The 26,726-nt window shown below is 59.4% G+C and carries 27 protein-coding genes; 3 read left to right on the top strand and 24 right to left on the bottom strand.

The genetic code is table 11. The annotated features are described in order from the left end of the window. Positions 1 to 2 precede the first annotated feature (2 nt). A complete protein-coding gene (locus QZR14_RS11185) occupies positions 3 to 824 on the top strand; it encodes a peptidoglycan DD-metalloendopeptidase family protein (protein ID WP_311996554.1) in 822 nt (273 codons plus the stop codon). 464 nt (positions 825 to 1,288) lie between these two features. After that, complete coding sequence (gene leuA / locus QZR14_RS11180; protein ID WP_250606278.1) at positions 1,289 to 2,968, top strand: 2-isopropylmalate synthase; 1,680 nt, start codon at positions 1,289 to 1,291, stop codon at positions 2,966 to 2,968. Between the two features lie 144 nt (positions 2,969 to 3,112). On the opposite strand, the gene QZR14_RS11175 is transcribed toward leuA, so the two are convergent. The 21 genes from QZR14_RS11175 to trmJ all read right to left on the bottom strand — a co-directional run bounded on the left by QZR14_RS11175 (position 3,113) and on the right by trmJ (position 22,034). Next, on the bottom strand, positions 3,113 to 3,904 hold the full coding sequence (locus tag QZR14_RS11175) for an amidohydrolase (protein WP_250606277.1): 792 nt from the start codon (positions 3,902 to 3,904) through the stop codon (positions 3,113 to 3,115). Then, a complete protein-coding gene (locus tag QZR14_RS11170; protein ID WP_311996553.1) occupies positions 3,892 to 5,040 on the bottom strand; it encodes a pyridoxal phosphate-dependent aminotransferase in 1,149 nt (382 codons plus the stop codon). Before QZR14_RS11170 ends, QZR14_RS11175 begins: the two co-directional genes overlap by 13 nt. Positions 5,041 to 5,254: 214 nt before the next feature. After that, a complete protein-coding gene (gene der / locus QZR14_RS11165) occupies positions 5,255 to 6,724 on the bottom strand; it encodes a ribosome biogenesis GTPase Der (RefSeq protein ID WP_250606275.1) in 1,470 nt (489 codons plus the stop codon). A gap of 139 nt (positions 6,725 to 6,863) precedes the next feature. Next, on the bottom strand, positions 6,864 to 8,015 hold the full coding sequence (gene bamB, locus QZR14_RS11160) for an outer membrane protein assembly factor BamB (RefSeq protein WP_108226539.1): 1,152 nt from the start codon (positions 8,013 to 8,015) through the stop codon (positions 6,864 to 6,866). Next, positions 8,008 to 8,649: a YfgM family protein gene (locus QZR14_RS11155; protein WP_038362971.1), complete on the bottom strand. Its 642-nt coding sequence runs from the start codon at positions 8,647 to 8,649 to the stop codon at positions 8,008 to 8,010. The genes bamB and QZR14_RS11155 overlap by 8 nt, the downstream gene beginning before the upstream one ends. Before the next feature lie 41 nt (positions 8,650 to 8,690). Next, positions 8,691 to 9,980, bottom strand: a complete 1,290-nt coding sequence (gene hisS / locus QZR14_RS11150) for a histidine--tRNA ligase (RefSeq protein WP_016984369.1) — start codon at positions 9,978 to 9,980, stop codon at positions 8,691 to 8,693. Between the two features lie 37 nt (positions 9,981 to 10,017). Further along, entirely contained in the window at positions 10,018 to 11,127 is a 1,110-nt protein-coding gene (ispG, locus tag QZR14_RS11145) for a flavodoxin-dependent (E)-4-hydroxy-3-methylbut-2-enyl-diphosphate synthase (protein WP_025109215.1), read from the bottom strand. Between the two features lie 3 nt (positions 11,128 to 11,130). Further along, positions 11,131 to 12,174 carry a helix-turn-helix domain-containing protein gene (locus QZR14_RS11140; protein WP_311996552.1) on the bottom strand — a complete coding sequence of 348 codons (1,044 nt, stop codon included), beginning with the start codon at positions 12,172 to 12,174 and terminating at the stop codon, positions 11,131 to 11,133. Beyond that, positions 12,174 to 12,932, bottom strand: a complete 759-nt coding sequence (gene pilW / locus QZR14_RS11135; protein WP_007916880.1) for a type IV pilus biogenesis/stability protein PilW — start codon at positions 12,930 to 12,932, stop codon at positions 12,174 to 12,176. The genes QZR14_RS11140 and pilW overlap by 1 nt, the downstream gene beginning before the upstream one ends. 12 nt (positions 12,933 to 12,944) lie before the next feature. Beyond that, positions 12,945 to 14,093, bottom strand: coding sequence for a 23S rRNA (adenine(2503)-C(2))-methyltransferase RlmN (rlmN, locus tag QZR14_RS11130; protein WP_025109218.1), 1,149 nt, complete (start codon positions 14,091 to 14,093; stop codon positions 12,945 to 12,947). Positions 14,094 to 14,121: 28 nt separating this feature from the next. Beyond that, a complete protein-coding gene (ndk, locus tag QZR14_RS11125; RefSeq protein WP_250606273.1) occupies positions 14,122 to 14,547 on the bottom strand; it encodes a nucleoside-diphosphate kinase in 426 nt (141 codons plus the stop codon). 88 nt (positions 14,548 to 14,635) lie between these two features. Next, the gene (gene iscX / locus QZR14_RS11120; RefSeq protein WP_008084655.1) at positions 14,636 to 14,836 is read right to left on the bottom strand and encodes a Fe-S cluster assembly protein IscX; all 201 of its coding nucleotides are present in this window, start codon (positions 14,834 to 14,836) and stop codon (positions 14,636 to 14,638) included. A 14-nt stretch (positions 14,837 to 14,850) separates the two neighbouring features. Continuing rightward, positions 14,851 to 15,192, bottom strand: coding sequence for an ISC system 2Fe-2S type ferredoxin (gene fdx, locus QZR14_RS11115; protein ID WP_041071821.1), 342 nt, complete (start codon positions 15,190 to 15,192; stop codon positions 14,851 to 14,853). Further along, positions 15,192 to 17,057, bottom strand: a complete 1,866-nt coding sequence (hscA, locus tag QZR14_RS11110; RefSeq protein WP_311996551.1) for a Fe-S protein assembly chaperone HscA — start codon at positions 17,055 to 17,057, stop codon at positions 15,192 to 15,194. Before hscA ends, fdx begins: the two co-directional genes overlap by 1 nt. Positions 17,058 to 17,108: 51 nt before the next feature. After that, a complete protein-coding gene (gene hscB / locus QZR14_RS11105) occupies positions 17,109 to 17,630 on the bottom strand; it encodes a co-chaperone HscB (protein ID WP_007916889.1) in 522 nt (173 codons plus the stop codon). An 8-nt stretch (positions 17,631 to 17,638) separates the two neighbouring features. Further along, positions 17,639 to 17,962, bottom strand: coding sequence for an iron-sulfur cluster assembly protein IscA (gene iscA, locus QZR14_RS11100; protein ID WP_003227904.1), 324 nt, complete (start codon positions 17,960 to 17,962; stop codon positions 17,639 to 17,641). 34 nt (positions 17,963 to 17,996) lie between these two features. Continuing rightward, positions 17,997 to 18,383 (bottom strand): Fe-S cluster assembly scaffold IscU, encoded by a 387-nt coding sequence (gene iscU / locus QZR14_RS11095; RefSeq protein ID WP_003227907.1) that lies wholly within the window; start codon positions 18,381 to 18,383, stop codon positions 17,997 to 17,999. Between the two features lie 100 nt (positions 18,384 to 18,483). Next, positions 18,484 to 19,698 carry an IscS subfamily cysteine desulfurase gene (locus QZR14_RS11090; protein WP_311996550.1) on the bottom strand — a complete coding sequence of 405 codons (1,215 nt, stop codon included), beginning with the start codon at positions 19,696 to 19,698 and terminating at the stop codon, positions 18,484 to 18,486. A 47-nt stretch (positions 19,699 to 19,745) separates the two neighbouring features. Next, on the bottom strand, positions 19,746 to 20,237 hold the full coding sequence (iscR, locus tag QZR14_RS11085; RefSeq protein ID WP_003227911.1) for a Fe-S cluster assembly transcriptional regulator IscR: 492 nt from the start codon (positions 20,235 to 20,237) through the stop codon (positions 19,746 to 19,748). Between the two features lie 246 nt (positions 20,238 to 20,483). Further along, entirely contained in the window at positions 20,484 to 21,260 is a 777-nt protein-coding gene (gene cysE, locus QZR14_RS11080; protein WP_007916901.1) for a serine O-acetyltransferase, read from the bottom strand. Positions 21,261 to 21,263: 3 nt separating this feature from the next. Beyond that, positions 21,264 to 22,034, bottom strand: a complete 771-nt coding sequence (gene trmJ, locus QZR14_RS11075; protein ID WP_007916903.1) for a tRNA (cytosine(32)/uridine(32)-2'-O)-methyltransferase TrmJ — start codon at positions 22,032 to 22,034, stop codon at positions 21,264 to 21,266. A 145-nt stretch (positions 22,035 to 22,179) separates the two neighbouring features. Here trmJ and suhB point away from each other — a divergent pair, with 145 nt between their 5' ends. Continuing rightward, complete coding sequence (gene suhB, locus QZR14_RS11070; RefSeq protein ID WP_016773320.1) at positions 22,180 to 22,998, top strand: type III secretion system regulator SuhB; 819 nt, start codon at positions 22,180 to 22,182, stop codon at positions 22,996 to 22,998. A 251-nt stretch (positions 22,999 to 23,249) separates the two neighbouring features. Here suhB and QZR14_RS11065 read toward each other — a convergent pair whose 3' ends face one another. The 3 genes from QZR14_RS11065 to secD form a co-directional block, all read right to left on the bottom strand. Beyond that, positions 23,250 to 23,798 carry a glycine zipper 2TM domain-containing protein gene (locus tag QZR14_RS11065; RefSeq protein ID WP_007916907.1) on the bottom strand — a complete coding sequence of 183 codons (549 nt, stop codon included), beginning with the start codon at positions 23,796 to 23,798 and terminating at the stop codon, positions 23,250 to 23,252. Between the two features lie 121 nt (positions 23,799 to 23,919). Next, positions 23,920 to 24,834, bottom strand: a complete 915-nt coding sequence (gene secF, locus QZR14_RS11060) for a protein translocase subunit SecF (protein ID WP_250606270.1) — start codon at positions 24,832 to 24,834, stop codon at positions 23,920 to 23,922. Between the two features lie 9 nt (positions 24,835 to 24,843). After that, a complete protein-coding gene (gene secD, locus QZR14_RS11055; protein WP_123453936.1) occupies positions 24,844 to 26,712 on the bottom strand; it encodes a protein translocase subunit SecD in 1,869 nt (622 codons plus the stop codon). Positions 26,713 to 26,726: the final 14 nt, after the last annotated feature.

Here is a 26,726-nt window from a genome sequence, read left to right as displayed (position 1 = left end):
CCATGCCGCGTTTTCTGGCTCCACTGCTTTTGCTTTGCCTGACCTTCAATGCCCACGCCGACAGTTACATCACCCGGCTACTCAACAAACCGGTGCCGGGCGGTGTGGCGGTGGTTGATCTGGGCACCGCCGCGCAGGCGCCAAAAGCCACTTATCAAGGCAAACCGGTGCTGGTGGTGAAAGAACAGAACAACTGGCTGGCGATTGTCGGCGTGCCGCTGACCGTCAAGCCGGGTGCACAACAGATCAGCAGTGGCGGGCGCAATCTGCCGTTCACCGTGGGCAACAAGAACTACCCGGAACAACGCATCACCCTGAAGAACAAACAGCAAGTCAACCCGGATCAGTCGAACCTCAAACGCATCGAGGGTGAACTGGCCGAGCAGATCAAGGCGTATCGCAGCTTCAGCCCGAACACGCCGAGCAATCTGTTGCTGGACAAGCCGGTAAACGGGCCGCTGTCGAGCAAGTTTGGCGTACGGCGTTTCTTCAATGGTGAAGAACGCAATCCCCACGCAGGCCTCGACTTCGCGGTGCCGGCGGGCACGCCGATCAAGACTCCGGCGGCGGGCAAGGTGATCCTCACCGGCAACTACTTCTTCAATGGCAACACGGTGTTTGTCGACCATGGGCAGGGCTTTATCAGCATGTTCTGCCATATGTCGAAGATTGACGTGAAGGTCGGCGATCAACTGGCACGCGGAGCGGTTGTCGGCAAAGTCGGCTCGACTGGCCGGGCGACCGGGCCGCACATGCACTGGAATGTCAGCCTGAATGATGCGCGGGTGGACCCGGCGATTTTCATTGGCGCATTTCAACCTTGAATATGTATTGAGGCGACCGGCCTCTTCGCGAGCAGGCTCGCTCCCACTCTGGATCTTGTTCACAACAAAGATCCCCTGTGGGAACGAGCCTGCTCGCGAAGGCGGCCTGTACAGCACATCAATACTTACTGAATTGCTATAAACCTCGATTGCGCCCCAATCAAACCTTGCGCAAACATCACAACGATCAGCGATCTCCAGCGCAATAAAATCCTGCAAAAACCCGCTTTCCGAGTATTCCTCTCAATTTTTTCCGACTGCTTGCCATCCTCTCCCCTCGCGGTTAGGGTTGAAGGCATGAAAACCTCTCACACCCTCATTCAGCTTCGCCAGCACCGCAGCCTGTGCCTCGTCAGCGCACGACTGCCAGGCTGAATCGCTGCGCCTCGTCCCACGCTTTTCCAAGAACATTCGTAACACCGGCAGGCCGCCTCTTTTCGGCCCAGACAATAAGGAATTTCCCGATGAGCATGCTCAAAGATCCGTCTTCGAAATACCGCGCGTTTCCCGTCATCAACCTGCCGGATCGTACCTGGCCGTCGAAAACCATCGACGCCGCGCCGATCTGGTGCAGCTCCGACCTGCGTGACGGCAACCAGTCGCTGATCGAGCCGATGGACGCGGCGAAAAAGCTGCGCTTCTGGAAGACTCTGGTGCAGGTGGGCGTGAAGGAAATCGAAGCGTCGTTCCCGGCTGCTTCGCAAACCGACTTCGACTTCGTGCGTACGCTGATCGAAGAAGGCCACATCCCGGACGACACCACCATTCAGGTGCTGACCCAGGGCCGTGAAGACCTGATCGAGCGCACCTTCGAATCCCTGCGCGGGGCGAAGAAAGCCATCGTTCACCTGTACAACGCCACTTCGCCTTCTTTCCGTCGCATTGTCTTCAACCAGGACAAGGACGGCATCAAGGCCATCGCGGTCAACGCCGCCAAGCTGTTCGTCAAATACGCGGCGATGCAGCCGGACACCGAGTGGACGTTCGAATACTCGCCGGAAACCTTCAGCGCCACCGAACTGGAATTCGCCAAGGAAGTCTGTGACGCGGTGATCGAGGTGTGGAACCCGACGCCTGAGCACAAGATGATCCTCAACCTGCCCGCCACCGTTGAATGCGCGACGCCGAACGTCTACGCCGACCAGATCGAGTGGTTCGGGCGCAACATCAACCGTCGTGACAGCGTGATCATCAGCCTGCACACCCACAACGACCGTGGCACCGGCGTCGCCGCTACCGAGCTGGGCCTGATGGCCGGCGCGGATCGCGTCGAAGGCTGCCTGTTCGGCAACGGCGAGCGTACCGGTAACGTCGACCTCGTCACCGTCGCACTGAACATGTACACCCAGGGTCTCGACCCGCAGCTGGACTTCTCCGACATCGACGGCGTGCGCAAAGTCGTTGAGGAGTGCAACCAGATTCAGGTTCACCCGCGTCACCCGTACGTTGGCGACCTGGTCCACACCGCGTTCTCCGGCTCGCACCAGGATGCGATCCGCAAGGGCTTCTCCCAGCAGAAACCGGACACCCTGTGGGAAGTGCCGTACTTGCCGATCGACCCGGCCGATATCGGTCGCAGCTACGAGGCGGTGATTCGCGTCAACAGCCAGTCGGGCAAGGGCGGCATCGCTTACTTGCTGGAGCAGGAATACGGCATCAGCCTGCCACGTCGCATGCAGATCGAATTCAGCCAGGTCGTGCAGCGTGAGACCGACCGTTTGGGTCTGGAGATGACCGCCAAGCAGATCCACTCACTGTTGATCAGCGAATACCTGCAAGCCAACACCCCGTATGCGCTGGTCAGCCATCGCCTGCAGGAAGAAAACGGCAACAGCGCCGTCGAAGTGGAAGTGGCGAGCAAAGGTCAGGGCGAAACCAACCTGCACTGGCGTGGCAAGGGCAACGGTGCGCTGGAAGCACTGGTCGCCGGCCTGCCGATTCCGGTGGAGATCATGGACTACAACGAACACGCGATCGGCGCGGGCACCAACGCCAAAGCAGCGGCTTACATCGAACTGCGGGTGAACGGCGAACGTGCGGTACACGGTGTGGGCATCGATGAAAACATCACCACTGCCAGCTTCAAGGCGCTGTTCAGCGCGCTGAACCGCTCGCTGAGCCAGCCTGAGGCGAAAGCGGCGTAATCGATCGCTGAAATGCAAAAGGCCCCGGAGTGCGAACTCCGGGGCCTTTTTGTTGAAGATCAAAAGATCGCAGCCTTCGGCAGCTCCTACATTGTGATGTCGTACGCCATGTAGGAGCTGCCGAAGGCTGCGATCTTTTGCTTTTCAGGTGAACTCAAATGTGTCGGCATCCAGATTCGCTGGAAAGCGTTCACGATAAGCCGCCAATGGTGCGGCTTCCAGAACCACCTTGAACACGCCGTCCGCCTCCCCCGCCGCCAGCAAGGTTTCACCCTGGAAATCCAGCACCTGACTGTCACCGGTGTAAGCGAAGCCCTTGCCATCGGTGCCGACGCGATTCACCGCCGCCACATAGCAAAGGTTTTCGATAGCGCGTGCCGGCAACAGGCGATTCCAGTGCAGACGCCGCGCACCCGGCCAGTTGGCGGTGTACAGCAGCAGATCGGTGTCCTGGGCATCGCGGCTCCACACGGGGAAACGCAGGTCGTAGCAGATCAGCGGGCGAATCCGCCAGCCCTTGAGTTCGAACTGCACCTGACGCTCGCCGGGTGTGTAGTGGTTGTGCTCACCGGCCATGCGGAACAGGTGACGCTTGTCGTAATGCAGCACTTCGCCGTCCGGCCGCGCCCACAGCAGGCGGTTGCGATGGCTGCCGTCGGCGGCCTGAATGATCACGCTGCCGGTAATCACTGCATTGAGCTTCGCCGCCTGAACCCGCAACCATTTGCTGGTCGGGCCATTCTCGGCTTCGGCGAGGGTTTCGGACTCCATGGAGAATCCGGTGGTGAACATTTCCGGCAGGATGATTAAATCCGCCCCCTGCGCCTGCTCCAGCAACACCTCGAAATGCTCAAAGTTGGCCTGGCGGTCATGCCAGGCCAGGCTGGTCTGGATCAGCGCAAGATTCAGATCGGGCAACGCACTCAAATCACGCATAGTTTTGCCGCTGCTTCGCGCAGCGTCTCCTCGCGTTTGGCAAAGCACAGGCGCACCAGGCGCTGGCCTTGCGGTGGGGTCTGGTAGAACACCGACACCGGGATACTCGCCACGCCGTGTTCGCGGGTCATCCACATGGCCATCTCGACGTCATTGAGATCAGGACGAATCTGCGAGTAATCGACCAGTTGGAAATAGGTGCCGGTGACCCGGGTAAAACTGAAGCGCGACGGCGCCAGCAGATCGCAGAACAGATCGCGCTTGGCCTGATAGAAGCTCGGCAGTTCTTCGACGTGTTCCGGGTGCTCGACCATGTAATCGGCCAGCGCGTACTGCAACGGCGTGACGCCGCAGAAACTGACGTACTGGTGCACCTTGCGCAGTTCGGTAGTCAGCGCGGGGGGCGCGACGACGTAACCGGTTTTCCAGCCGGTGACGTGATAGGTCTTGCCGAACGAGCTGACCACGAAGGCGCGCTGATACAGCTCTTCATGGGCCAGCACGCTGACATGCGGCACGCCGTCGAATACCAGGTGTTCGTAGACTTCGTCGCTGATCAGATAGATGTCCCGGCCTCGGATCAAGTCCGCCAAGTGATCAAGCTCGGCACGACTGATCAGCGCGCCGCTCGGGTTGTGCGGGGTGTTGATGACGATCATTTTCGTGCGCGGGCTCAGGGCCGCGGCGAGCTGGTCGAAATCGATGGAGAAGTCGTCCGGGTTCAGCTGCACATGCACGCAACGACCGCCCGCCAACTCCGTCGCCGGTTCGTAGCTGTCGTAGCACGGATCAAACACGATGACTTCGTCGCCGCTGTGGATAACCGCCTGAATCGCACAGAAGATCGCCTGGGTGGCGCCCGGGGTTACGGTCACTTCGTTATCAGCATCGACGTTGACGCCGTAACTACGAGCGATTTTCGCCGCAATCTGCTCGCGCAAGGCCGGCAGGCCGGTCATCGGTGAATACTGGTTATGACCACTGGCGATGTGCCGAGCGACCGCGTCACGCAGGGACTGCGGGCCGTCGAAGTCAGGAAAACCCTGGGACAGGTTGATCGCTCCGGTTTGCGCCGCGAGCTGAGACATCTGCGTGAAAATAGTGATGCCGACATTCGGCAGCTTACTGGTGATCATCGGGGGTTCCCTGCTCAACACCCGGCTCTGACGACGGCGCGGGAGAGCCCGAGGATAGCCCATCCGGCGCCCATAAAAAAAGGGCGCTCTAGTGAGCGCCCTTCTTATCGCCGAACCCATGTAGGAGCTGCCGAAGGCTGCGATCCTTTGATCTTGTCTTTGAAGCAAAATCAAAAGATCGCAGCCTGCGGCAGCTCCTACACGAAGTGATAAATCACTTCTTGTCGCGGCGCTTCTTGCTGGCTTTCTTGTTGTGCGACATCAAGCGACGCTTCTTGTTGACCTGGCGGTCGGTCAGCGTGTTCTTGTTGCCTTCGTACGGGTTCTCGCCGCCCTTGAACTCGATGCGGATCGGCGTACCGACCAGCTTCAGCACACGACGGTAAGTGTTTTCCAGATAGCGCACGTACGACTTCGGCACTTTCTCGATCTGGTTACCGTGGATCACGATGATCGGCGGGTTCGCACCACCCAAGTGAGCGTAACGCAGCTTGATCCGGCGGTTGTTGACCATCGGTGGCGCGTGCTCGCCCACCGCATCTTCCAGAATCTGGGTCAGACGGTTGGTCGGCCAGCGGGTGACCGCCGATTTGAACGAGTTCTGTACGGACGCGTAGAGGTTACCCACGCCAGTGCCGTGCAGGGCCGAGATGAAGTGGATGTCGGCGTAGTCAACGAAGAACAGCCGACGTTGCAGCTCGACCTTGACGAAGTCGCGCTCGCTCGGCGTCATGCCGTCCCACTTGTTGATCGCGATCACCAGTGCACGACCGGATTCGATCGCGAAGCCCAGCAGGTTGAGGTCGTGATCGACCACGCCTTCGCGGGCGTCCATCACGAAGATCACCACGTTGGCGTCTTTGATCGCCTGCAGGGTTTTGACCACGGAGAATTTTTCGACTTCTTCGTGGATCTTGCCGCGCTTGCGCACACCGGCGGTGTCGATCAGCGTGTACTTCTCTTCATTCCGCTCGAACGGGATGTAGATACTGTCGCGGGTGGTGCCGGGCTGGTCATAGACGATAACCCGATCTTCACCGAGCATGCGGTTGACCAGGGTCGACTTGCCGACGTTCGGACGGCCGATGATAGCGATCTTGATCCCGTCTTTTTCGCTCGGGCCAGGAATGCGCTTGGCTTCCTCGCCTTCGGCAACGATCTCTTCCTCGCCTTCTTCCGGCTCTTCTTCGTCTCTGGGGAAATCACCCAGGGCGATTTCCAGCAACTGGGTGATACCGCGACCGTGGGCACCGGCGATCGGGATCGCGTGGCCCATGCCCAGCGGAGCGAATTCAGCGCGGGCCATTTCCGGGTCGATGTTGTCGACCTTGTTGGCGACCACGTGGGAACGCTTGTTACGTTTGCGCAGGTGTTCGGCGATCATCTGGTCGGCGGCGGTGAAACCGGCCTTGGCATCTACCAGGAACAGCACAACATCCGCTTCTTCAATGGCCAGCAGCGACTGCTCGGCCATTTTTTCGTCCATACCATGTTCGTCACCGGAGATACCGCCGGTGTCGACCAGAATGTAGGAACGCCCTTGCCACTTGGCCTCACCGTACTGGCGATCACGGGTCAGACCGGACAAGTCGCCGACGATGGCGTCACGAGTCCTGGTCAGGCGGTTGAACAAGGTGGACTTGCCGACGTTCGGTCGGCCCACCAGGGCGATTACGGGAACCATGCGGCTCTCCACTTCGTTATTTCAGAAAATACAAAAGCCGCTGCGAGGCAGCGGCTGGTGCTCGGGGCAACACTGCGGAAGTGAACAGGTCCACTTCCACAAGTGAAGCTGCCTGGGGTGTTATCCCCAAGCATAGTTGTTACTTGATGGTCAGGGCTTCCAGTTTGCCGCTGTTGCCATAGACATAAATCGTGTCACCCACCACCAGCGGACGGGCACGCAGGCCGTCGCTGTCGATGCGCTCACGGCCGACGAAACGACCGTCAACCTGACTCAGCAGGTGCAGATAACCTTCCAGGTCACCCACTGCAACATAGCTGGAGAACACTTCCGGAGCCGACAGTTGACGGCGAGCCAGCGAGTCGTTGCTCCACAGTGCTGTGGTGGAACGCTCGTCGACGCCTTCAACAGTGCCCGAGGACAGGCTCACGTAAACGCTGCCGAAACCCTGAGCAATACCGGCGTAGCTCGACGCATCGCGCTGCCAGAGTTGACGACCGCTTTCCAGATCCAGTGCCGCAACGCGACCCTGGTAGCTGGCGACGTACAGCGTACCGCCGGACAACAGCAGACCGCCGTCGATGTCGACCACGCGCTCCAGTTCCGAACGGCCTTGCGGGATCGCAATCCGTTGTTCCCACACCGGCACGCCGTTGGAAATATCCAGAGCGACCACTTTACCGGTCGACAGGCCAGCCACTGCGAGGCGGTTGGTTACGAGCGGAGCACTGGTGCCACGCAGGGTCAGTACGGCTGGCGTGCTGTCATACACCCAGCGCTGGGTACCGGTGGAAGCATCCAGACCGATCAGACGATCGTCCTGAGTCTGTACCACTACCACGTCACCGTTGTTGGCCGGCGGCGCGAGAACTTCGCTGTTTACACGAGCACGCCACTTCTCTTCACCATTGCTGGTGTCCAGAGCGACGACTTCGCCACGCAGTGTACCGATCAGAACCAGACCGTAACCCACGCCCACGGCGCCGGAGACAGGCAGATCAAGATCCTGCTTCCACTTCACGTCGCCATTGCTGCGATCCATGGCCATTACCACGCCGGTCACATCAGCGGCGTAGATGGTGTCACCGTCGATCGCCGGTACGAGCATGTTGTAGGTTTCGCCCTGACCGTCACCGATCGAACGACTCCACTGCTTGTGCAGAACCACTTCTTCTTTGAAGTCGGTCAGTTCAGCCGGTGGCAATTCTTTCTTGCTGTTGCTGCTGCAACCCGCGGCCAGAAGGGCCAGAGCCAGCAATGCTGCATGCTTCCAACGGATCACGTCACGCATCCCCTTTGGCCAGGTCGTCGAGCTTGATTTGAAGGCCACCGACCGCCGCTTCATCCGACAGTGCCGCCTTGGCTTTTTGATACGCCTTGTTTGCGTCATCGGTACGGCCCAGCTGCACCAGCAGGTCGCCCTTGAGTTCTTCGCGAGTGGCCAGGAACGCTTTGTCGGCATCGCCGTCGAGCAGTTTCAGGGCATCTTCAGCCTTGTTCTGCGCGCCGAGCACCTGCGCCAGACGCTGACGGGCGATTTCGCCCAGCGCCGGGTTGGCCGGTTTGTCGACAATGGCTTTGAGTTCGGTCGCGGCGTCATCCAGCTTGCCGCTGTCGACCGCCACTTTGGCCACGAACAGGCTGCCGTACTGCGCGTAGGCAGAACCGCCGAACTCGCTGTTGAGCTTGCCGGCCAGATCCGCAACGCGGGCCGCATCAGGCTTGCCGTCAGGCGTCAGCGTGGTTTCCAGCAGTTGCTGATAGAGCACCGAGGCGCCTTGCGACTGGTTGCTCTGGTATTTGTGATATGCCTGCCAGCCGAACACGATGACCAGCGCCAACAGGCCGCCGGTGACCAGAGGTTTGCCGTTGCGTGTCCACCAGTCCTTCAAATCCGCCAACTGTTCGTCTTCGGTACTCGACACCCCAATACTCCTTAATCGCTAAATCGGCTGTTTGGACAGCTTCAACCCTGCACGACGCAGGTGGCCAGGTGAGCGGCGAGCGCGTCCCAGGCAATGCTTTGTTGTTCGCCCTGGCCACGCAGGGGTTTGAAACCTACCACTTGCTGGGCCATTTCGTCGTCGCCGAGGATCAGTGCGTACAGCGCACCGCTCTTGTCGGCCTTCTTGAACTGGCTTTTGAAGCTGCCGGCGCCGGCATTGACTTGCAGGCGCAGGTTTGGAAGTTGATCGCGAACACGTTCAGCCAGAGCCAGACCGGCCAGCTCGGCTTCTTCGCCGAAGGCGCACAGATAGACATCAACCTGACGGGAGATTTCTTCCGGGATCTGCTCCAGGGTTTCGAGCATCAACACCAGACGTTCGATGCCCATGGCGAAACCCACACCAGTGGTCGGCTTGCCGCCCATCTGCTCGACCAGACCGTCGTAACGGCCGCCCGCGCAGACAGTGCCCTGAGCGCCGAGCTTGTCGGTGACCCATTCGAATACGGTTTTGCTGTAGTAATCGAGGCCACGTACCAGTTTCGGGTTGAGCACGTAAGGAATGCCGACGGCATCCAGACGGGCCTTCAGGCCTTCGAAGTGGGCACGGGATTCGTCATCGAGGTAATCGGCCATTTTCGGCGCATCGACCAGCACCGCTTGAGTGTCGGCATTTTTCGTGTCGAGCACGCGCAGCGGGTTGGTTTTCAGGCGACGCTGGCTGTCTTCATCGAGCTTGTCGTGGTGCGCCGAGAGGTACTCGACCAGCGCTTCACGATAGCGACCACGGGACTCGCTGGTGCCCAGGCTGTTGAGTTCGAGCTTGACCGCATCACGAATGCCCAGCTCGCCCCACAGGCGCCAGGTCATGGTGATCAGCTCGGCGTCGATGTCCGGACCGTCGAGGTTGAAGACTTCCAGACCGATCTGGTGGAACTGGCGATAACGGCCTTTCTGCGGACGCTCGTGGCGGAACATCGGGCCGATGTACCAGAGTTTCTGCACCTGGCCACCGCCGGTGATGCCGTGTTCGAGCACAGCACGCACGCACGCCGCGGTGCCTTCCGGACGCAGGGTCAGGGAGTCACCGTTGCGGTCTTCGAAGGTGTACATCTCTTTTTCGACGATGTCGGTCACTTCACCGATCGAGCGCTTGAACAGCTCGGTGAATTCAACGATCGGCATGCGGATCTGCTTGTAACCGTAGTTATCCAGCAGACGCGCGACAGTGCCCTCGAAATAACGCCACAGTGGGGTCTGCTCGGGCAGGATGTCGTTCATGCCACGAATGGCTTGCAGAGACTTGCTCACTTTAAATCCTTAAATTCGTTCGGCGCTTCAGTCAGGCTCAGCCGCGCGCGATAACCGCAGCGTCAGCTTCGACCTTTTCGGCCGCTTTCTCGCGGATCAGCTTTTCCAGCTCGTCCACCAGATTGTCATTCGTCAGTTTCTGCGACGGCTTGCCGTCGATGTAAATCAGGTTTGGCGTGCCGCCGGTCAAGCCGATATGGGCTTCCTTGGCTTCGCCCGGGCCGTTGACCACACAACCGATCACCGCGACATCCAGCGGCACCAGCAGGTCTTCAAGGCGCCCTTCCAGCTCGTTCATGGTTTTCACCACATCGAAGTTCTGCCGCGAGCAGCTCGGGCAGGCGATGAAGTTGATGCCACGGGAACGCAGATGCAAAGACTTGAGAATGTCGTAACCGACCTTCACTTCCTCGACCGGGTCGGCCGCCAGCGAGATGCGGATAGTATCGCCAATCCCCTCGGCGAGCAGCATACCTAGGCCCACGGCGGATTTCACTGTGCCCGAACGCAATCCACCGGCTTCGGTGATGCCCAGGTGCAGTGGCTGAACGATTTCTTTCGCCAGCAAGCGGTAGGCTTCGACGGCCATGAACACGTCAGAGGCCTTCACGCTGACCTTGAAGTCCTGAAAATTCAGGCGCTCCAGGTGTTCAACGTGACGCAGAGCGGATTCGACCAGTGCAGCCGGGGTCGGCTCGCCGTATTTCTTTTGCAGGTCTTTTTCCAGGGAACCGGCGTTGACGCCGATGCGGATCGGAATGCCGCGATCACGGGCAGCATCAACGACAGCGCGAACCCGGTCTTCACGACCGATGTTGCCCGGGTTGATGCGCAGGCAATCGACACCCAGCTCGGCGACGCGCAAGGCGATCTTGTAGTCGAAGTGAATGTCGGCAACCAGCGGCACCTTGACCAATTGCTTGATCTTGCCGAACGCCTCGGCGGCGTCCATGTCCGGCACCGAAACGCGGACGATGTCGACGCCAGCGGCTTCCAGACGGTTGATCTGCGCAACAGTGGCGGCAACGTCATTGGTGTCGCTGTTGGTCATGCTCTGCACAGCGATAGGCGCATCGCCACCCACCGGCACATTACCGACCCAGATCTTGCGCGAAACGCGACGTTTGATTGGAGATTCGCCGTGCATGACTTATTGACCCAACTTCAGGCGAGCAGTCTCGCCACTGGTGAACGGAGCGATATCGACCGGCTGGCCGTTGTAGCTGACCTGTGCGGCACGGGCAACACCCAGACGCACGGCAAGCGGTGGCTTACCGGAAACAGAGACGCTATCGCCTTTGTGCTTCAGACCACTGAACAATACTTTGCCACGGCCATCGGTGACCTGTGCCCAGCAGTCGGCGCTGAACTGCAGTTGTACCTGACCGTCGCCAGCAACAGGAGCAGCCGCTTCAGCGGTTGGCGCGGGCGTTGCAGGTACTACCGGAGCGGTAACGGTCGGGGCTGGCGTGGCTGGAACGTTTGGCGCCGGGGTGGCCGGAGTAGCGACAACCGGCGCTGGCGTATGAACCGGGGCGGTCGGCGTTGCACCCGGAGCAACCGGTGCTGCCGGAGCAGTCGCTGGCACGGCAGCTTCGGCACCGGTGGACTCAGCGGTGGTTTCAGACTGAGGCAGCGCCAGTGCCGTCGAACTGTCGGCCTGGTTTTCCTCGACAGCCTGGTCTTCCGGCTCGTCGATCGGGTGAATCTGGGTGGTGCCGTCAGCACCTTCGACTTCAACGTGCTCAGGCGCCAGAGACGTCAGGTCCTTGGTGCGCTGCGACGTCTGATCCTGCCACCAGACGAAACCGCCGCCGATGACCGCGATCAGCAACAGCAGGCTGACAATACGCAAAATGGTGTGAGAGACCCGCACAGGCTCTTCGATACGGCCGAGGGCATGCACGTTGCTGCCCTGGGAATCGGTGCCGGTGGACTGGTCGAATTGCTGAACCAGCACGGTCTGGTCCATGCCGAGCAATTTGGCATAGGCGCGAATGTAACCGCGAGCGAAGGTATGCCCCGGCAGCTTGTCGAAAGCGCCGGCTTCAAGATTGCTCAGGGAAGTCACGGTGAGGTTGAGCTTGAGGGCCACTTCGGCCAGCGACCAGCCATTGCTTTCGCGGGCCTGGCGCAGGGTCTCACCGGGGTTAACGCGATTCGCTGCTACAACTTCGGGATGCGCCGCTTTCATCATTGCTCCGACAGGTATTGCTGATATTCCGGCGTACCGGGATAGAGTCGTTTTAATTGCAGGCCATAACTGGCGGCCTTGTCGCGATCTTCAAACACTTTTGCCAGCCGAACGCCGAGCAATAGACTACGTGCATTTTGTTCGGTCAGCAGGCTGAATCGGTCGTAATAATCTCGCGCGGGCACATAATGCCTGTCTTCGAAGGACAACTCAGCCATTTCCAGCAATGCGCGGGGCTGTTGGCGGTTCAAACGCAGCGCCTTTTCCAGCTGCTGCTGCGCCAGATCACGCTGACCGAGTTTTGCCGCCGTCATGCCGAGGTTTTCGAACACCCGCGAACGCTCAGGATACAGGGTATCGGCGGCGGCCTGTTCAAAACGCTCGTAGGCTTCTTTATAACGCTGTTGTTCGTAGAGAAAACTGCCGTAGTTGTTGAGGATGCGCGCATCGGCGGGACGGGAGGACAAAGCCTTGCGGAAGTGTTCGTCGGCCAGCTCAGGCTCCATTTCGGACTGAAACACCAGGCCGAGGGCAGCGTTGGCGTCAGGATCGGAACCGTCGATTTCCAGCGCCTTTTTCAGCGGCACCTTGGCCCGCTCGGTCATGCCCTGCTGCAAATAGCCCAGCCCCAGTTGCACGTAGGCAGCCCGCGCTTCATCGCGGCCCTTGCTGGTCTTCATCGGGTTGTAGTCACCCGACAGGACACAACCAGCACACAGGCTGGCCAACAGCAACAGCAGCGCAAAGCGCAGGGACATAGAGATCCTCTCTTAATTTGTGTTCGCGGCGTTCTGTGCCAGATCGCTGTCGGCGCTCAACTCGCGCACGGCGATGTAACGTTCGCTGCGACGGGTGCGATCCAGCACCTGCCCTACCAATTGACCACATGCAGCGTCGATGTCTTCACCACGGGTGGTGCGGACAGTGACGTTGAAACCGGCCTGATGCAACTGATCCTGGAAACGACGGATCGCGTTGTTGCTTGGCCGCTCGTACCCGGAATGCGGGAACGGGTTGAACGGAATCAGGTTGATCTTGCACGGGATATCTTTCAACAGCGCGATCATTTCCACCGCGTGCTCGACCTTGTCGTTGATGTCCTTGAGCAAGGTGTACTCGATGGTCAGCACACGTTTCTCGCCAAGGGCGGACATGTAGCGCTGGCACGACTCGAGCAGCATCTTAAGCGGATACTTCTTGTTGATCGGCACCAATTGGTTACGCAATGCGTCATTCGGTGCGTGCAGCGACAACGCCAGGGATACGTCAATGTGCTTGGCCAGCTCATCGATCATCGGCACCACACCCGAGGTGGACAGGGTCACGCGGCGCTTGGAGATCCCGTAGCCGAGGTCGTCCATCATCAGGTGCATGGCGGCGACGACGTTGTCGAAGTTCAGCAGCGGCTCACCCATGCCCATCATCACCACATTGGTGATGGCACGGTCGACGGTTGCCGGGACGCTGCCGAAAGATTTGTTGGCAATCCACACCTGGCCGATGACTTCGGCGGCGGTGAGGTTGCTATTGAAGCCTTGCTTGCCGGTGGAGCAGAAACTGCAATCCAGGGCACAGCCTGCCTGGGACGAAACGCACAGAGTGCCGCGTTTGCCCTGGGGAATGTACACGGTCTCGACGCAGCTGCCGGACGCCACGCGCACCACCCACTTACGGGTGCCGTCGCTGGAGATGTCCTCGCTGACCACTTCCGGACCACGGACTTCAGCAATCGCCTTGAGCTTGTCGCGCAAGGCCTTGCTGACGTTCGTCATGGCGTCGAAATCATCGACGCCAAAGTGGTGAATCCATTTCATTACCTGACCGGCACGGAAACGCTTCTCCCCGATTGAGTCGAAGAATTTTTCCATTTCCTGTTGAGTCAGACCCAGCAGGTTGGTTTTTACAGTCGATGTAGTCATGGATTCACCTTCACTCTTAAGCCAATGCTTAGCGAGTGGTTACTTCAGTAGCTGCGAAGAAGTACGAGATTTCACGAGCAGCTGCGGCTTCGGAGTCCGAACCGTGAACAGCGTTGGCGTCGATGGAATCAGCGAAGTCAGCGCGGATGGTGCCGGCAGCAGCTTCTTTAGGGTTGGTAGCGCCCATCAGCTCACGGTTCAGAGCGATAGCGTTTTCGCCTTCCAGAACCTGAACAACAACAGGACCGGAGATCATGAAAGCAACCAGGTCGCCGAAGAAACCGCGCTCTTTGTGCTCAGCGTAGAAGCCTTCAGCTTCAGCTTTGGACAGTTGCTTCAGTTTCGAAGCTACAACGCGCAGGCCGGCTTTTTCGAAACGAGTGGTGATTTCGCCGATGACGTTTTTTGCAACAGCGTCAGGCTTGATGATGGAGAAAGTGCGTTGAACAGCCATGGTGTAACTCCAGAAACGGTAATTTGCGAAAAATTAAACCCGCGAATTATACGCGGGTTCTTGGGTATTGCCTAACCTGCGAGGACGATCAGTCCAATTCTTCAGCCCAGAGCGTCTGAACCGCTTCCAACACCTTCTCGCCTACGCGACCAGAGGTGTTGTCGAAATCCGGCAGCTCTTTGATCCATTGCTGCAGATCGACGAAATTGACAGAAAACGGATCTACGCCCGGCTTGGCCTCGGCCAATTCTTCTGCAATACGTTGAACATCATTCCAACCGTAGCTCATGACAGTCTTACCAGTCAGTGCGGCGCTTCAGCCGCATGGTTAAGCGAATATTTCGGAATTTCGACGGTGAGATCTTCTTCACCGACGATCGCCTGGCAAGCCAGACGCGATTGCGCTTCCAGGCCCCAGGCACGATCGAGGAAGTCTTCTTCCAGCTCGTCAGCCTCTTCCAGCGAGTCGAAACCCTCGCGGATGATGCAGTGGCAAGTGGTGCAAGCACACACGCCGCCGCAGGCGCTTTCCATCTCGATGTGGTGTTCGTGGGCCAGTTCGAGAATCGATGTGCCGGGCTCAGCCTCGACCACCATGCCTTCCGGGCAGAACTTCTCGTGGGGCAGAAAAATGACCTGCGGCATCAGATATCCTCGATTTCATTCAGATTGCGCCCCGACAGAGCGGCTTTCACCGTCAGATCCATGCGGCGGGCAGCAAAAGCATCGGTCACTTGCGACAGACGCTTGGTCTGCTGCTCGATGGCGTAACCATCAGTGCCTTTCATCAGTTCGGCCAGTTCCTGCAACTGCAGATCGATGACCATGCGCTCTTCGGCGTCGAGCAAACGCTCGCCATCCGCCTCTAGAGCGCCCTGCACCGCTTCGATCAGGCGCTGGGCATCGACTTGCTGCTCACGCAGGACGCGGGCGACTTTGTCGTCATTGGCGTGCTGGAACGAATCTTTCAGCATCTTGGCGATTTCGCCGTCGGTCAGACCGTAGGACGGTTTGACCTGAATGCTCGCCTCAACGCCCGAACCCAGTTCACGGGCAGAAACGCTGAGCAGACCGTCGGCATCGACCTGGAAGGTCACGCGAATCTTCGCTGCACCGGCCACCATCGCCGGAATGCCGCGCAATTCGAAGCGCGCCAGCGAGCGGCAGTCGCTGATCAGCTCGCGCTCACCTTGCAGGACGTGGATCGCCATGGCCGACTGGCCGTCTTTATACGTCGTAAAATCTTGTGCGCGAGCGACGGGGATGGTGGTGTTGCGCGGAATCACCTTCTCCATCAGGCCGCCCATGGTTTCCAGCCCCAGGGACAGCGGAATCACGTCGAGCAGCAACAGTTCGCCGCCATCGCGCTTGTTGCCAGCCAGCGTATCAGCCTGGATCGCGGCACCGATGGCCACCACTTGATCCGGGTCGATTTCAGTCAGAGGCTGACGACCGAAGGCTTCGGCAACGGCTTCGCGAACACGCGGAACGCGAGTCGAACCGCCGACCATGACCACGGCGTGCACGTCTTCCAGCTCGACACCGGAGTCACGAACGGCGCGACGGCAGGCTTTCAGGCTACGAGCGACCATCGGCTCAATCAGCGCATCGAATGCTTCGCGGGTCAGCTGTGCTTTCCAGTCGCCATAGGCCACTTCAACGCTGGCCGCATCGGTCAGGGCTTCTTTGGCCGCACAAGCAGTTTGCAGCAGATTGCGTTGTGCGCCCGGGTCGAGATCGGCGGACAGACCAGCGCTCTCGATGATCCAGCCAGCAATCGCGTGATCGAAGTCATCGCCACCCAGCGCGCTGTCGCCGCCGGTTGCCAGCACTTCGAAAACGCCGCCAGTCAGACGCAGAATGGAAATATCGAAGGTGCCGCCGCCCAAGTCATAAATCGCCACCAGGCCTTCGGCGTGTTGATCCAGACCATAAGCCACGGCGGCTGCGGTCGGCTCGTTGAGCAGACGCAGCACGTTCAGACCGGCGAGTTTCGCCGCATCCTTGGTGGCTTGGCGCTGAGCATCATCGAAGTACGCCGGAACGGTAATTACCGCGCCAACCAGCTCGCCACCCAAGGTCGCTTCAGCGCGTTGACGCAGCACCTTGAGGATGTCGGCGGAGACTTCGACCGGGCTTTTCGGGCCTTGCACGGTGTCGATGAACGGCATGTGCGATTCGCCACCGACAAAGCGGTATGGCAGTTGTTCGCCCAATTGCTTGACGTCGGACAGACCACGACCCATCAAGCGCTTGACCGACAGCACGGTGTTCAAAGGATCGGAAGCGGCGGCCAGCTTGGCCGACTCGCCGACTTCGATATGATCGGCGTGGTAACGCACGGCGGACGGCAGGATGACCTGCCCGTTTGCGTCAGCCAGCGGCTCGGAAAGACCACTGCGCAACGCAGCGACCAGCGAATTGGTAGTGCCCAAGTCGATCCCCACAGCCAGACGACGCTGGTGCGGTTGAGGACTTTGGCCGGGTTCGGCGATCTGCAGTAGGGCCATCGTGATCAGGACTTATCTGTATATCAGGCGTGCGACCGGAGCGGCACTGGGTTAATCGTCGAGGCGCTCTTCTAACTGGCGCACTTCGTAGGTGAGCTTGTCGAGAAACTGCATGCGCCGCATCAGGCGTTCGGCCTGTTCGCGTTGCGCCGCGTCATCCCAGCAAGCTGCGAAACTTTCGTTGAGTTCTTCCTGAGCCACCTTCAAGCGCCGCTTGAAAACGGCGACGCCGTCGAGGTCGGCACTGTCCTGGAGGTCTTCAAGTTCTTCGCGCCATTGCATCTGCTGCAGAAGAAACTCGGGGTCGTGGACCGTGACTTCCATCGGCACTTCATGCCCGCTGATGGTCAGCAGGTAGCGTGCGCGCTGGGCCGGACTCTTGAGCGTCTGATAGGCGTCGTTGAGCCGCGCAGACTGCTCGAGTGCCGACCGCTGCTCACGCTCGGAAGCGTCGGCAAAGCGGTCAGGATGAACGCCGCGCGCCAACTCACGATAGCGCGTGGCCAACTGCTCGAGATCCAGACGGAAACCCGGTTGCAGCTCGAATAAAGCGAAATGACAAGGAATACCCACGACAAGCCTCAGATGTTGAAGCTTTCGCCGCAGCCACATTCACCGCGTACGTTGGGGTTGTTGAACTTGAAGCCTTCGTTCAACCCTTCCTTGACGAAATCGAGTTCGGTGCCGTCCAGGTAGGCCAGGCTTTTGGGGTCGATGATCACTTTTTCGCCGTGACTTTCGAACACCTGATCCTCTGCAACCACCTCGTCGACAAACTCCAGCACGTAGGCAAGGCCGGAACAGCCTGTGGTGCGAACACCCAGACGAATCCCTTCACCTTTGCCGCGCCCGTCGAGGGAGCGCCGCACGTGTCGAGCAGCCGCTTCTGTCATGCTGATAGCCATCGGTGACTCCTTACTCGTCGCCAAATCCAGAAAGTCAGATCAAGCCTTTCTTCTGCTTGTAATCGCGAACAGCCGCTTTGATAGCGTCTTCAGCCAGTACCGAGCAGTGAATCTTCACTGGCGGCAGGGCCAGTTCTTCGGCCAGCTGGGTGTTCTTGATGGTTTCGGCTTCGTCCAGGGTCTTGCCCTTCATCCACTCGGTGGCGAGGGAGCTGGAAGCGATGGCCGAACCGCAACCGTAGGTCTTGAACTTGGCGTCTTCGATAACGCCCTGATCGTTGACCTTGATTTGCAGACGCATCACGTCGCCGCACGCCGGAGCGCCGACCATGCCGGTGCCGACATCAGGATCTTCCGCGTTCATCTTGCCGACGTTGCGCGGGTTTTCGTAGTGGTCGATGACCTTTTCGCTGTAAGCCATGATTCTAATCCTCACTCATCAGGGCCGCTCTTGCGACCCTGCAACTGCGCTGCGTAAACCGCCGCGTCGCTACAGGATCTGTATCTGGCGGCTTCTATATTTAGTGTGCCGCCCACTCGATTTTCGAGATATCGACGCCGTCTTTGTACATGTCCCACAGCGGCGACAAAGCGCGCAGCTTGGTAACGGCCTCGCAGACTTTCTGCGCGGCGTAGTCGATTTCTTCTTCAGTGGTGAATCGGCCGAAGGTGAAGCGGATCGAGCTGTGTGCCAGCTCGTCGTTGCGGCCCAGGGCGCGCAGTACGTACGACGGCTCCAACGATGCCGAGGTGCAGGCCGAACCGGACGATACCGCCAGATCCTTGAGCGCCATGATCAGCGACTCGCCTTCAACGTAGTTGAAGCTCAGGTTCAGGTTGTGCGGAACGCGGGCGGTCAGGCTGCCGTTGACGTACAGCTCTTCCAGATGCTCGACCTGTTTGTAGAAACGGTCGCTCAAGGCTTTGATACGGACGTTCTCTGCAGCCATGTCTTCCTTGGCTACGCGGAACGCTTCACCCATGCCGACGATCTGGTGGGTCGCCAGGGTGCCGGAACGCATGCCACGCTCGTGACCGCCGCCGTGCATGGTCGCTTCGATGCGCACACGCGGCTTGCGGCTGACGTACAGCGCGCCGATGCCTTTAGGGCCGTAGGTTTTGTGGGCGGAGAACGACATCATGTCGACTTTCAGCTTCTGCAGGTCGATTTCGACCTTGCCAGTGGACTGAGCGGCGTCGACGTGGAACAGAACGCCCTTGGCGCGCAGCATTTCGCCGATCGCGGCGATGTCGTTGATGGTGCCGATTTCGTTGTTCACGTGCATTACGGAGACCAGAATGGTGTCTTCGCGCAGTGCAGCTTCAATCATGGCCGGGGTGATCAGACCGTCTTCGGTCGGCTCGAGGTAAGTAACCTCGAAACCTTCACGCTCCAGTTGGCGCATGGTGTCGAGGACAGCCTTGTGCTCGATCTTGGAGGTGATCAGGTGCTTGCCCTTGGAGCCGTAGAAATGTGCCGCACCCTTGATTGCCAGGTTGTCGGACTCGGTGGCACCGGAAGTCCAGACGATTTCACGCGGGTCGGCGTTGACCAGATCGGCCACCTGACGACGGGCGTTTTCAACGGACTCTTCAGCCTTCCAGCCGAACACGTGGGAACGGGACGCCGGGTTACCGAAGTTTCCGTCGACCAGCAGGCATTCACTCATTTTTTGCGCAACACGCGGATCAACCGGGGTGGTCGCAGAGTAATCAAGGTAAATCGGCAATTTCATGGACTATCTCCTAAATCAGGGCTGGCGTGCCGCTAGCTCTTTGGCTGTCATTCGACGGCGGACGCTTCAATCTTGTCCAGGCGTGGCGCCTTGCTGTTGCAACGACGCTGGTCCTGACGCTGGGCTACTTCTTGCACCTCACGGCGAGTCACAAGATCAGCCAAGCTGATACCACTTAGAAATTCGTGAATCTGCAGGCTCAAATCGCACCACAGATGATGGGTCAGGCACGTGTCGCCGGAATGGCAATCGCCCTGGCCCTGGCATTTGGTGGCATCAACCGATTCGTTTACCGCATCGATCACCTGAGCGACCTGGATGCCCTGCATGTCGCGGGACAACTGGTAGCCACCACCCGGGCCGCGGACGCTGGAAACCAGGTTGCTGCGGCGCAGCTTGGCGAACAGCTGTTCGAGGTAGGACAGGGAGATGCCTTGGCGCTCGGAGATATCGGCCAGGGACACGGGCCCGTGCTGCGCGTGCAACGCCAGGTCAAGCATGGCGGTCACGGCGTATCGGCCTTTTGTAGTCAGTCGCATGGACAGTTACCACGGAGTTCAGAATGGGGCGAGTATGCAATTCCCGAGTATTTAAGTCAACTTTAAGACCTAGTACTTTAGTCAGGTTTACCCGCAAAAGAGCGCGCGAATGATAGCAGGGTCTGCGGCTTAATGGCACACCGGCTGGCGCAAGCCTTTCTAGGAGCTGCCGCAGGCTGCGATCTTTTGATTTTGCTCTTTAGAAGATCAAGGGATCGCAGCCTTCGGCAGCTCCTACAGGGGGCTCTAGCTGGCCTTGGACTCGTCTTTGCCTTTGACGCAGGCGAAGTCTTCTTCACGCAGCTCAGGCAGATCTTTCGCACAGTAATTGCTGCCCAGATCCTTCAGAGCGCCGCACATCCCCTCCAGCCGCCCGTCCACCGCTTGCAAGTGATCGAGCAACTGACCAATGGCGCGCGCCACCGGATCAGGCATGTCTTCGCTGACGCCGTAGGCATCGAAGCCGATCTTCTCGGCCATGGCCTTGCGCTTGGCGTCCTGCTCTTCGTCGGATTTGACGATGATGCGCCCCGGAATACCGACAACAGTGGCGCCCGGCGGCACTTCTTTGGTCACCACGGCGTTGGAACCAACCTTGGCGCCGGCGCCGACCGTGAACGGGCCAAGCACCTTGGCGCCCGCCCCCACGACCACACCGTCACCCAGCGTCGGATGACGCTTGCCTTTGTTCCAACTGGTGCCACCCAGGGTCACACCCTGATAAATGGTCACGTCATCGCCAATCTCGGCGGTCTCACCGATGACAATGCCCATGCCATGGTCGATAAAGAAACGACGACCGACCTTGGCCCCCGGATGAATCTCGATCCCGGTCAACCAGCGACCGAAATTCGACACCAGCCGCGCCAGCCATTTCAGCTCGTTGCGCCACAGCATGCCGGCCAATCGATGAATCCAGATCGCATGCATGCCGGGGTAGCAGGTCAGGACTTCAAAAGCGTTACGCGCCGCCGGGTCTCGATGGAATACGCTCTGGATATCTTCACGCAAACGCTCAAACATCATTTAGTCCTTCCGCTTAAGAAGCTCACCACGGGCCGCTTTCTGGGTTTCCGTGAGGATGCCACGCAAAATATTCATTTCCGCCCGGCTGACCGAGCTGCGTCCGTACAACCGGCGCAGGCGCGCCATCAAGTGCCGCGGCTTTTCCGGATCGAGGAATTCGATGGCGACCAGCGTCTGCTCCAGATGCTCATAGAATCGCTCCAGCTCATCCATGGTCGCCAGCTCGGCACTTTTCACCGAAGCCACTTCTTCTTTCTCGATCTTGCTCGGCTGACCTTGGGCGGCCAGCCAGGCCATGCGCACTTCGTAGCTCAACACCTGCACCGCCGCGCCAAGGTTCAGCGAACTGAACTCAGGGTCGGAAGGGATGTGCACGTGAAAGTGACATCGCTGCAGCTCCTCATTGGTCAGGCCGGAATCTTCACGACCGAACACCAGGGCGATTTCAGCGCCCTGCCCGGCTTCCTCGACCACTTTGGTGCCGCACTCGCGCGGATCCAGCAGCGGCCAGGGAATACGCCGGTCACGGGCGCTGGTGCCAAGCACCAGATTGCAGCCGACCAAGGCGTCTTCCAAAGTGGCGACGACTTGCGCATTTTCAAGGATGTCACCGGCACCGGAAGCACGAGCGTCGGCTTCGTGATGCGGGAAGACCCGCGGTTCGACCAGCACCAATCGCGACAGACCCATGTTTTTCATGGCGCGCGCGGCCCCGCCGATGTTGCCGGGGTGGCTGGTATTGACCAGGACGACACGAATGTTCTGCAGCAAGGGAGGCGCTCTCGGACACAGGAAAGGGGTGCAAATCTTACAGAACAGCCTACCGTTAAGCTATGAAAGCGAACAGCGTCCTTCACCTGAAGAAAAGTTCTGATAGAATGCGCGGCTTTCTTTAACAACCTTAGGTGACACATCCATGCAGCCCATGCTGAATATCGCGCTGCGCGCCGCCCGCAGCGCCAGTGAACTGATCTTCCGCTCCATCGAGCGCCTGGATACCATCAAGGTCGACGAAAAAGACGCCAAGGATTATGTATCCGAGGTCGATCGCGCCGCTGAACAGAAAATCATCGATGCCCTGCGCAAGGCTTACCCGAATCACTCGATCCAGGGTGAAGAGACTGGCCTGCACGCCGGCACCGGCATCGAAGGCGAAGAGTACCTGTGGATCATCGATCCACTGGACGGCACCACCAACTTCCTGCGTGGCATTCCGCACTTCGCTGTCAGCATTGCCTGTAAGTACCGTGGCCGCCTGGAACACGCAGTGGTTCTGGACCCGGTTCGCCAGGAAGAATTCACCGCCAGCCGTGGTCGCGGCGCTCAACTGAACGGTCGCCGTCTGCGCGTCAGCGGTCGCACCAGCCTCGACGGCGCTCTGCTGGGTACTGGCTTCCCGTTCCGTGACGACCAGATGGACAACCTCGACAACTACCTGGGCATGTTCCGCGCCCTGGTTGGCCAGACCGCCGGCATCCGCCGCGCCGGTTCCGCCAGCCTGGACCTGGCTTACGTCGCTGCCGGTCGTTTCGACGCGTTCTGGGAATCGGGCCTGTCCGAGTGGGACATGGCTGCAGGCGCCCTGCTGATTCAAGAGGCCGGCGGCCTGGTGAGCGACTTCACCGGCGGTCACGACTTCCTTGAAAAAGGCCACATCGTTGCCGGCAACACCAAATGCTTCAAGGCAGTTCTGACGGCAATCCAGCCGCACCTGCCGGCTTCGCTGAAGCGCTAAGCTTTTCGCGAAACGCAAAAAGCACCCTTCGGGGTGCTTTTTTTATGCCTGGAATTCGATCTTCAGATCACCAAAATCTTCATGTGGGAGCGAGCCTGCTCGCGAATGCGGTATGCCAGCCGACATCAATGTTGACTGTCAGAATGCATTCGCGAGCGGGCTCGCCCCCCACAAGGGATCACGGCACAGCCAGAAATGGCGGGCACAAAAAAAGCACCCCGCAGGGTGCTTCTTGTTAAAACAGTCAGACCTTACTGAGCCGGCTCATTCTGCGACAGAATCAGCTTGCCTTCCTTGTCGACCGGAATCTGATTGCCCGGATCGCGATCCATCCGCACTTTGCCTTCCTTGCCATCGAGCGAGTAACGCACGTCGTACCCGACAACCTTGTCACTGATGTCATTAACCGTATTACAACGGGTTTGCGTGGTGGTGTAGGTGTCACGCTCTTGCATGCCTTCCTGCACCTTGTTGCCCGCATAACCGCCACCGACCGCACCGGCCACCGTGGCAATTTTCTTGCCGGTGCCGCCGCCAATCTGATTACCCAGCAAACCACCTGCCAGCGCACCGACAACGGTACCGGCAATCTGGTGTTGATCTTTTACCGGTGCCTGACGCGTCACTGTCACGTCCTTGCACACTTCACGTGGAGTCTTGATCTGTGTTTTAACCGGTTCGACGGCCAATACTTGCGCATACTCAGGGCCGCTTTTAACCAGGCTGTAGGTGGCAACAGCACCCCCGGCAGTCACACCGACAGCACCCAATACCGCACCAACCAGCAACGACTTGTTCACATGAACCTCCTGACCATCACATGCGGGACGCGCCCGCGCTTCTCCCAGCCTTGGAGCATAAAAAAAGGCGCGAGTTCAACTCGCGCCTTTCTTGGGCTGACAGCCGGGAAAACGATGGCCGTTATGGACGGTCGTCGACTTCCTTCTCGGTGTTCGCCGGAGGAATCAGATCCTCGGTGCTCAGGTTCAGCCAGATCAGCACCACGTTAGCGATGTAGATCGACGAGTAAGTACCCGCCAGAACACCAATAAACAGCGCGATCGAGAAGCCGAACAGGTTATCGCCACCGAAGAACAGCAGCGCTGCGATCGCCAGCAAGGTGGAGATCGACGTCGCCATGGTGCGCAGCAGGGTCTGCGTGGTCGAGATGTTGATGTTCTCGATCAGCGTTGCCTTGCGCAGCACACGGAAGTTCTCACGAACCCGGTCGAATACCACGATGGTGTCGTTCAGCGAGTAACCGATGATCGCCAGCACCGCCGCCAGTACGGTCAGATCGAAGGTGATCTGGAAGAACGACAGGATACCAATGGTCACGATCACGTCGTGAATCAGCGAAACGATGGCGCCGACCGCAAACTTCCACTGAAAGCGGAAAGCCAGGTAGATCAGGATGCCGCCGAGCGCCAGCAGCATGCCGAGGCCGCCCTGGTCGCGCAGCTCTTCACCGACCTGCGGGCCGACGAACTCGACACGCTTGACCGTCGCCGGGTTGTCGCCGCCAAGCTTCTGCAGCGCCTCCGCGACCTGATGGCCCAACTGCGGGTCTTCACCCGGCATGCGCACCAGCAGATCGGTGGTTGCACCAAAGCTCTGCACGATGGCTTCGTGGTAACCCGAAGTCACCAGCTCTTCACGCACCTTGGTCACATCGGCCGGACGCTCGTAGGTCAGCTCGATGAGCGTACCGCCGGTGAAGTCCAGACCCCAGTTCATACCCTTGGTCACGACACTGAATATAGCCAGCAACGTGAGAAACACTGTGACGCCGAACGCGAAGTTGCGAACGCCCATGAAGTTGATTGTACGTAACATGGCAGCCCCTTAAATCCACAACTTCTTGAAGTCACGTCCGCCGAAGATCAGGTTGACCATTGCGCGGGTCACCATGATGGCCGTGAACATCGAGGTAAAGATCCCGAGGGACATGGTCACTGCGAAACCTTTGACCGGGCCGGTGCCCATGGCAAAGAGAATCCCGCCGACCAACAACGTGGTCAGGTTGGCGTCGAGAATCGCGGTGAATGCCCGGCCGAAGCCTTCGTTGATTGCGCGCTGCACGGTCATGCCGGCGGCGATCTCTTCACGGATCCGCGAGAAGATCAGCACGTTGGCGTCGACCGCCATACCCATGGTCAGCACGATACCGGCGATACCCGGCAGGGTCAGCGTTGCCCCCAGCAGCGACATCAGGGCCAGCAGCAACACCATGTTCACCGCCAGTGCGACGGTGGCGATGATGCCGAAGAAGCGGTAGATGGCGATGATGAACAGCGACACGAACAGCATGCCCCACAGCGACGCATCGATACCTTTGGTGATGTTGTCAGCACCCAGGCTCGGGCCGATGGTGCGCTCTTCAGCGAAGTACATCGGAGCAGCCAGACCACCGGCACGCAGCAGCAGCGCCAGTTCGGACGATTCGCCCTGACCGTTCAGGCCAGTGATGCGGAACTGAGCACCCAGCGGCGACTGAATGGTCGCCAGGCTGATGATCTTCTTCTCTTCTTTGAACGTTTGAACGGCAACGTCTTTCTCGACGCCATCAACCACTTGCTTGGTGTAAGTGGTGACCGGACGCTGCTCGATGAAGATCACCGCCATGCTGCGACCGACGTTCGAACGGGTCGCGCGGCTCATCAGCTCGCCGCCGTGACCATCCAGACGGATGTTCACTTCAGGTGTGCCGTGCTCGCCGAAACCGGCCTTGGCGTCGGTAACCTGGTCACCGGTGATGATCAAGCCACGCTCGATCTGCGCTGGCGGACGATTGCCCTCACGGAACTCGAAGGTTTCGGAAGTGGCTTTCGAAGCGCCAGGCTCTGCAGCCAGACGGAATTCAAGGTTGGCCGTCTTGCCGAGAATACGCTTGGCTTCGGCAGTGTCCTGCACGCCCGGCAGCTCAACCACGATGCGGTTGGCGCCCTGACGCTGAACGATCGGTTCGGCAACACCCAGCTCGTTGACGCGGTTACGTACCGTGGTCAAGTTCTGCTTGATGGAGTATTCACGGATTTCCGCCAGCTTGGCCGGGGTCATCGCCAGACGCAGCACCGGTTGACCGTTGAGGTCGGCCGGAACAATGTCGAAATCGTTGAAATTCTTGCGGATCAGTGCACGGGCCTGTTCGCGGGAGTCTTCATCGCTGAAGCCCAACTGAATGGCACCGCCCAGTTGCGGCAGACTGCGATAGCGCAGCTTCTCTTTGCGCAGCAGGCTCTTGACGTCGCCTTCGTAGACTTTCAGGCGTGCATCGAGGGCTTTGTCCATGTCCACTTCCAGCAGGAAGTGCACACCACCGGACAAGTCCAGACCCAGCTTCATCGGGTGCGCGCCCAGATTGCGCAGCCATTGCGGGGTGGTCTGTGCCAGGTTCAGCGCGACGACGTAGTCATCACCCAATGCCTTGCGCACAACGTCTTTGGCCGGCAACTGATCTTCAGCCTTGCTCAGACGGATCAGACCGCCCTTGCCGTTGGCGGCCAGCGTGGCTGCCTTGACGTTGATCCCGGACTCTTTAAGCGCGGTGCTTACGCGATCCAGATCGGCCTGATTGACCTGCAGGGCCGTGCTGGCGCCGCTGATCTGAATGGCCGGGTCATCGGGGTATAGATTGGGAGCGGAATAAATCAGACCGATCGCCAGCACCGCCAGGATCAGAATGTATTTCCACAGAGGATATTTGTTCAGCATCACGCCGCCCGTTA

This window comes from Pseudomonas sp. rhizo66 (genome assembly GCF_031931925.1).
In the GTDB taxonomy this organism is placed as follows: Bacteria; Pseudomonadota; Gammaproteobacteria; order Pseudomonadales; family Pseudomonadaceae; genus Aquipseudomonas.
This window is presented reverse-complemented; position numbering and strand designations above follow the sequence as displayed.

Excerpts from the sequence above, each read along its gene's own strand:
- iscU (WP_003227907.1), bottom strand. The coding sequence starts at position 18,383 with ATGGCTTACAGCGAAAAGGTCATCGACCACTACGAAAACCCGCGCAAC.
- der (WP_250606275.1), bottom strand. The coding sequence starts at position 6,724 with ATGGTTCCCGTAATCGCCCTGGTGGGCCGACCGAACGTCGGCAAGTCC.
- leuA (WP_250606278.1), top strand. The coding sequence starts at position 1,289 with ATGAGCATGCTCAAAGATCCGTCTTCGAAATACCGCGCGTTTCCCGTC.
- bamB (WP_108226539.1), bottom strand. The coding sequence starts at position 8,015 with ATGCGTGACGTGATCCGTTGGAAGCATGCAGCATTGCTGGCTCTGGCC.
- rlmN (WP_025109218.1), bottom strand. The coding sequence starts at position 14,093 with ATGACTACATCGACTGTAAAAACCAACCTGCTGGGTCTGACTCAACAG.
- pilW (WP_007916880.1), bottom strand. The coding sequence starts at position 12,932 with ATGTCCCTGCGCTTTGCGCTGCTGTTGCTGTTGGCCAGCCTGTGTGCT.
- QZR14_RS11170 (WP_311996553.1), bottom strand. The coding sequence starts at position 5,040 with ATGATCACCAGTAAGCTGCCGAATGTCGGCATCACTATTTTCACGCAG.
- secF (WP_250606270.1), bottom strand. The coding sequence starts at position 24,834 with ATGTTACGTACAATCAACTTCATGGGCGTTCGCAACTTCGCGTTCGGC.
- QZR14_RS11185 (WP_311996554.1), top strand. The coding sequence starts at position 3 with ATGCCGCGTTTTCTGGCTCCACTGCTTTTGCTTTGCCTGACCTTCAAT.
- iscR (WP_003227911.1), bottom strand. The coding sequence starts at position 20,237 with ATGCGACTGACTACAAAAGGCCGATACGCCGTGACCGCCATGCTTGAC.
- cysE (WP_007916901.1), bottom strand. The coding sequence starts at position 21,260 with ATGTTTGAGCGTTTGCGTGAAGATATCCAGAGCGTATTCCATCGAGAC.
- fdx (WP_041071821.1), bottom strand. The coding sequence starts at position 15,192 with ATGCCGCAGGTCATTTTTCTGCCCCACGAGAAGTTCTGCCCGGAAGGC.
- QZR14_RS11140 (WP_311996552.1), bottom strand. The coding sequence starts at position 12,174 with ATGAAAGCGGCGCATCCCGAAGTTGTAGCAGCGAATCGCGTTAACCCC.
- iscX (WP_008084655.1), bottom strand. The coding sequence starts at position 14,836 with ATGAGCTACGGTTGGAATGATGTTCAACGTATTGCAGAAGAATTGGCC.
- secD (WP_123453936.1), bottom strand. The coding sequence starts at position 26,712 with ATGCTGAACAAATATCCTCTGTGGAAATACATTCTGATCCTGGCGGTG.
- suhB (WP_016773320.1), top strand. The coding sequence starts at position 22,180 with ATGCAGCCCATGCTGAATATCGCGCTGCGCGCCGCCCGCAGCGCCAGT.
- QZR14_RS11090 (WP_311996550.1), bottom strand. The coding sequence starts at position 19,698 with ATGAAATTGCCGATTTACCTTGATTACTCTGCGACCACCCCGGTTGAT.
- iscA (WP_003227904.1), bottom strand. The coding sequence starts at position 17,962 with ATGGCTATCAGCATGACAGAAGCGGCTGCTCGACACGTGCGGCGCTCC.
- ispG (WP_025109215.1), bottom strand. The coding sequence starts at position 11,127 with ATGCACGGCGAATCTCCAATCAAACGTCGCGTTTCGCGCAAGATCTGG.
- QZR14_RS11175 (WP_250606277.1), bottom strand. The coding sequence starts at position 3,904 with ATGCGTGATTTGAGTGCGTTGCCCGATCTGAATCTTGCGCTGATCCAG.
- hscA (WP_311996551.1), bottom strand. The coding sequence starts at position 17,057 with ATGGCCCTACTGCAGATCGCCGAACCCGGCCAAAGTCCTCAACCGCAC.
- ndk (WP_250606273.1), bottom strand. The coding sequence starts at position 14,547 with ATGGCTGTTCAACGCACTTTCTCCATCATCAAGCCTGACGCTGTTGCA.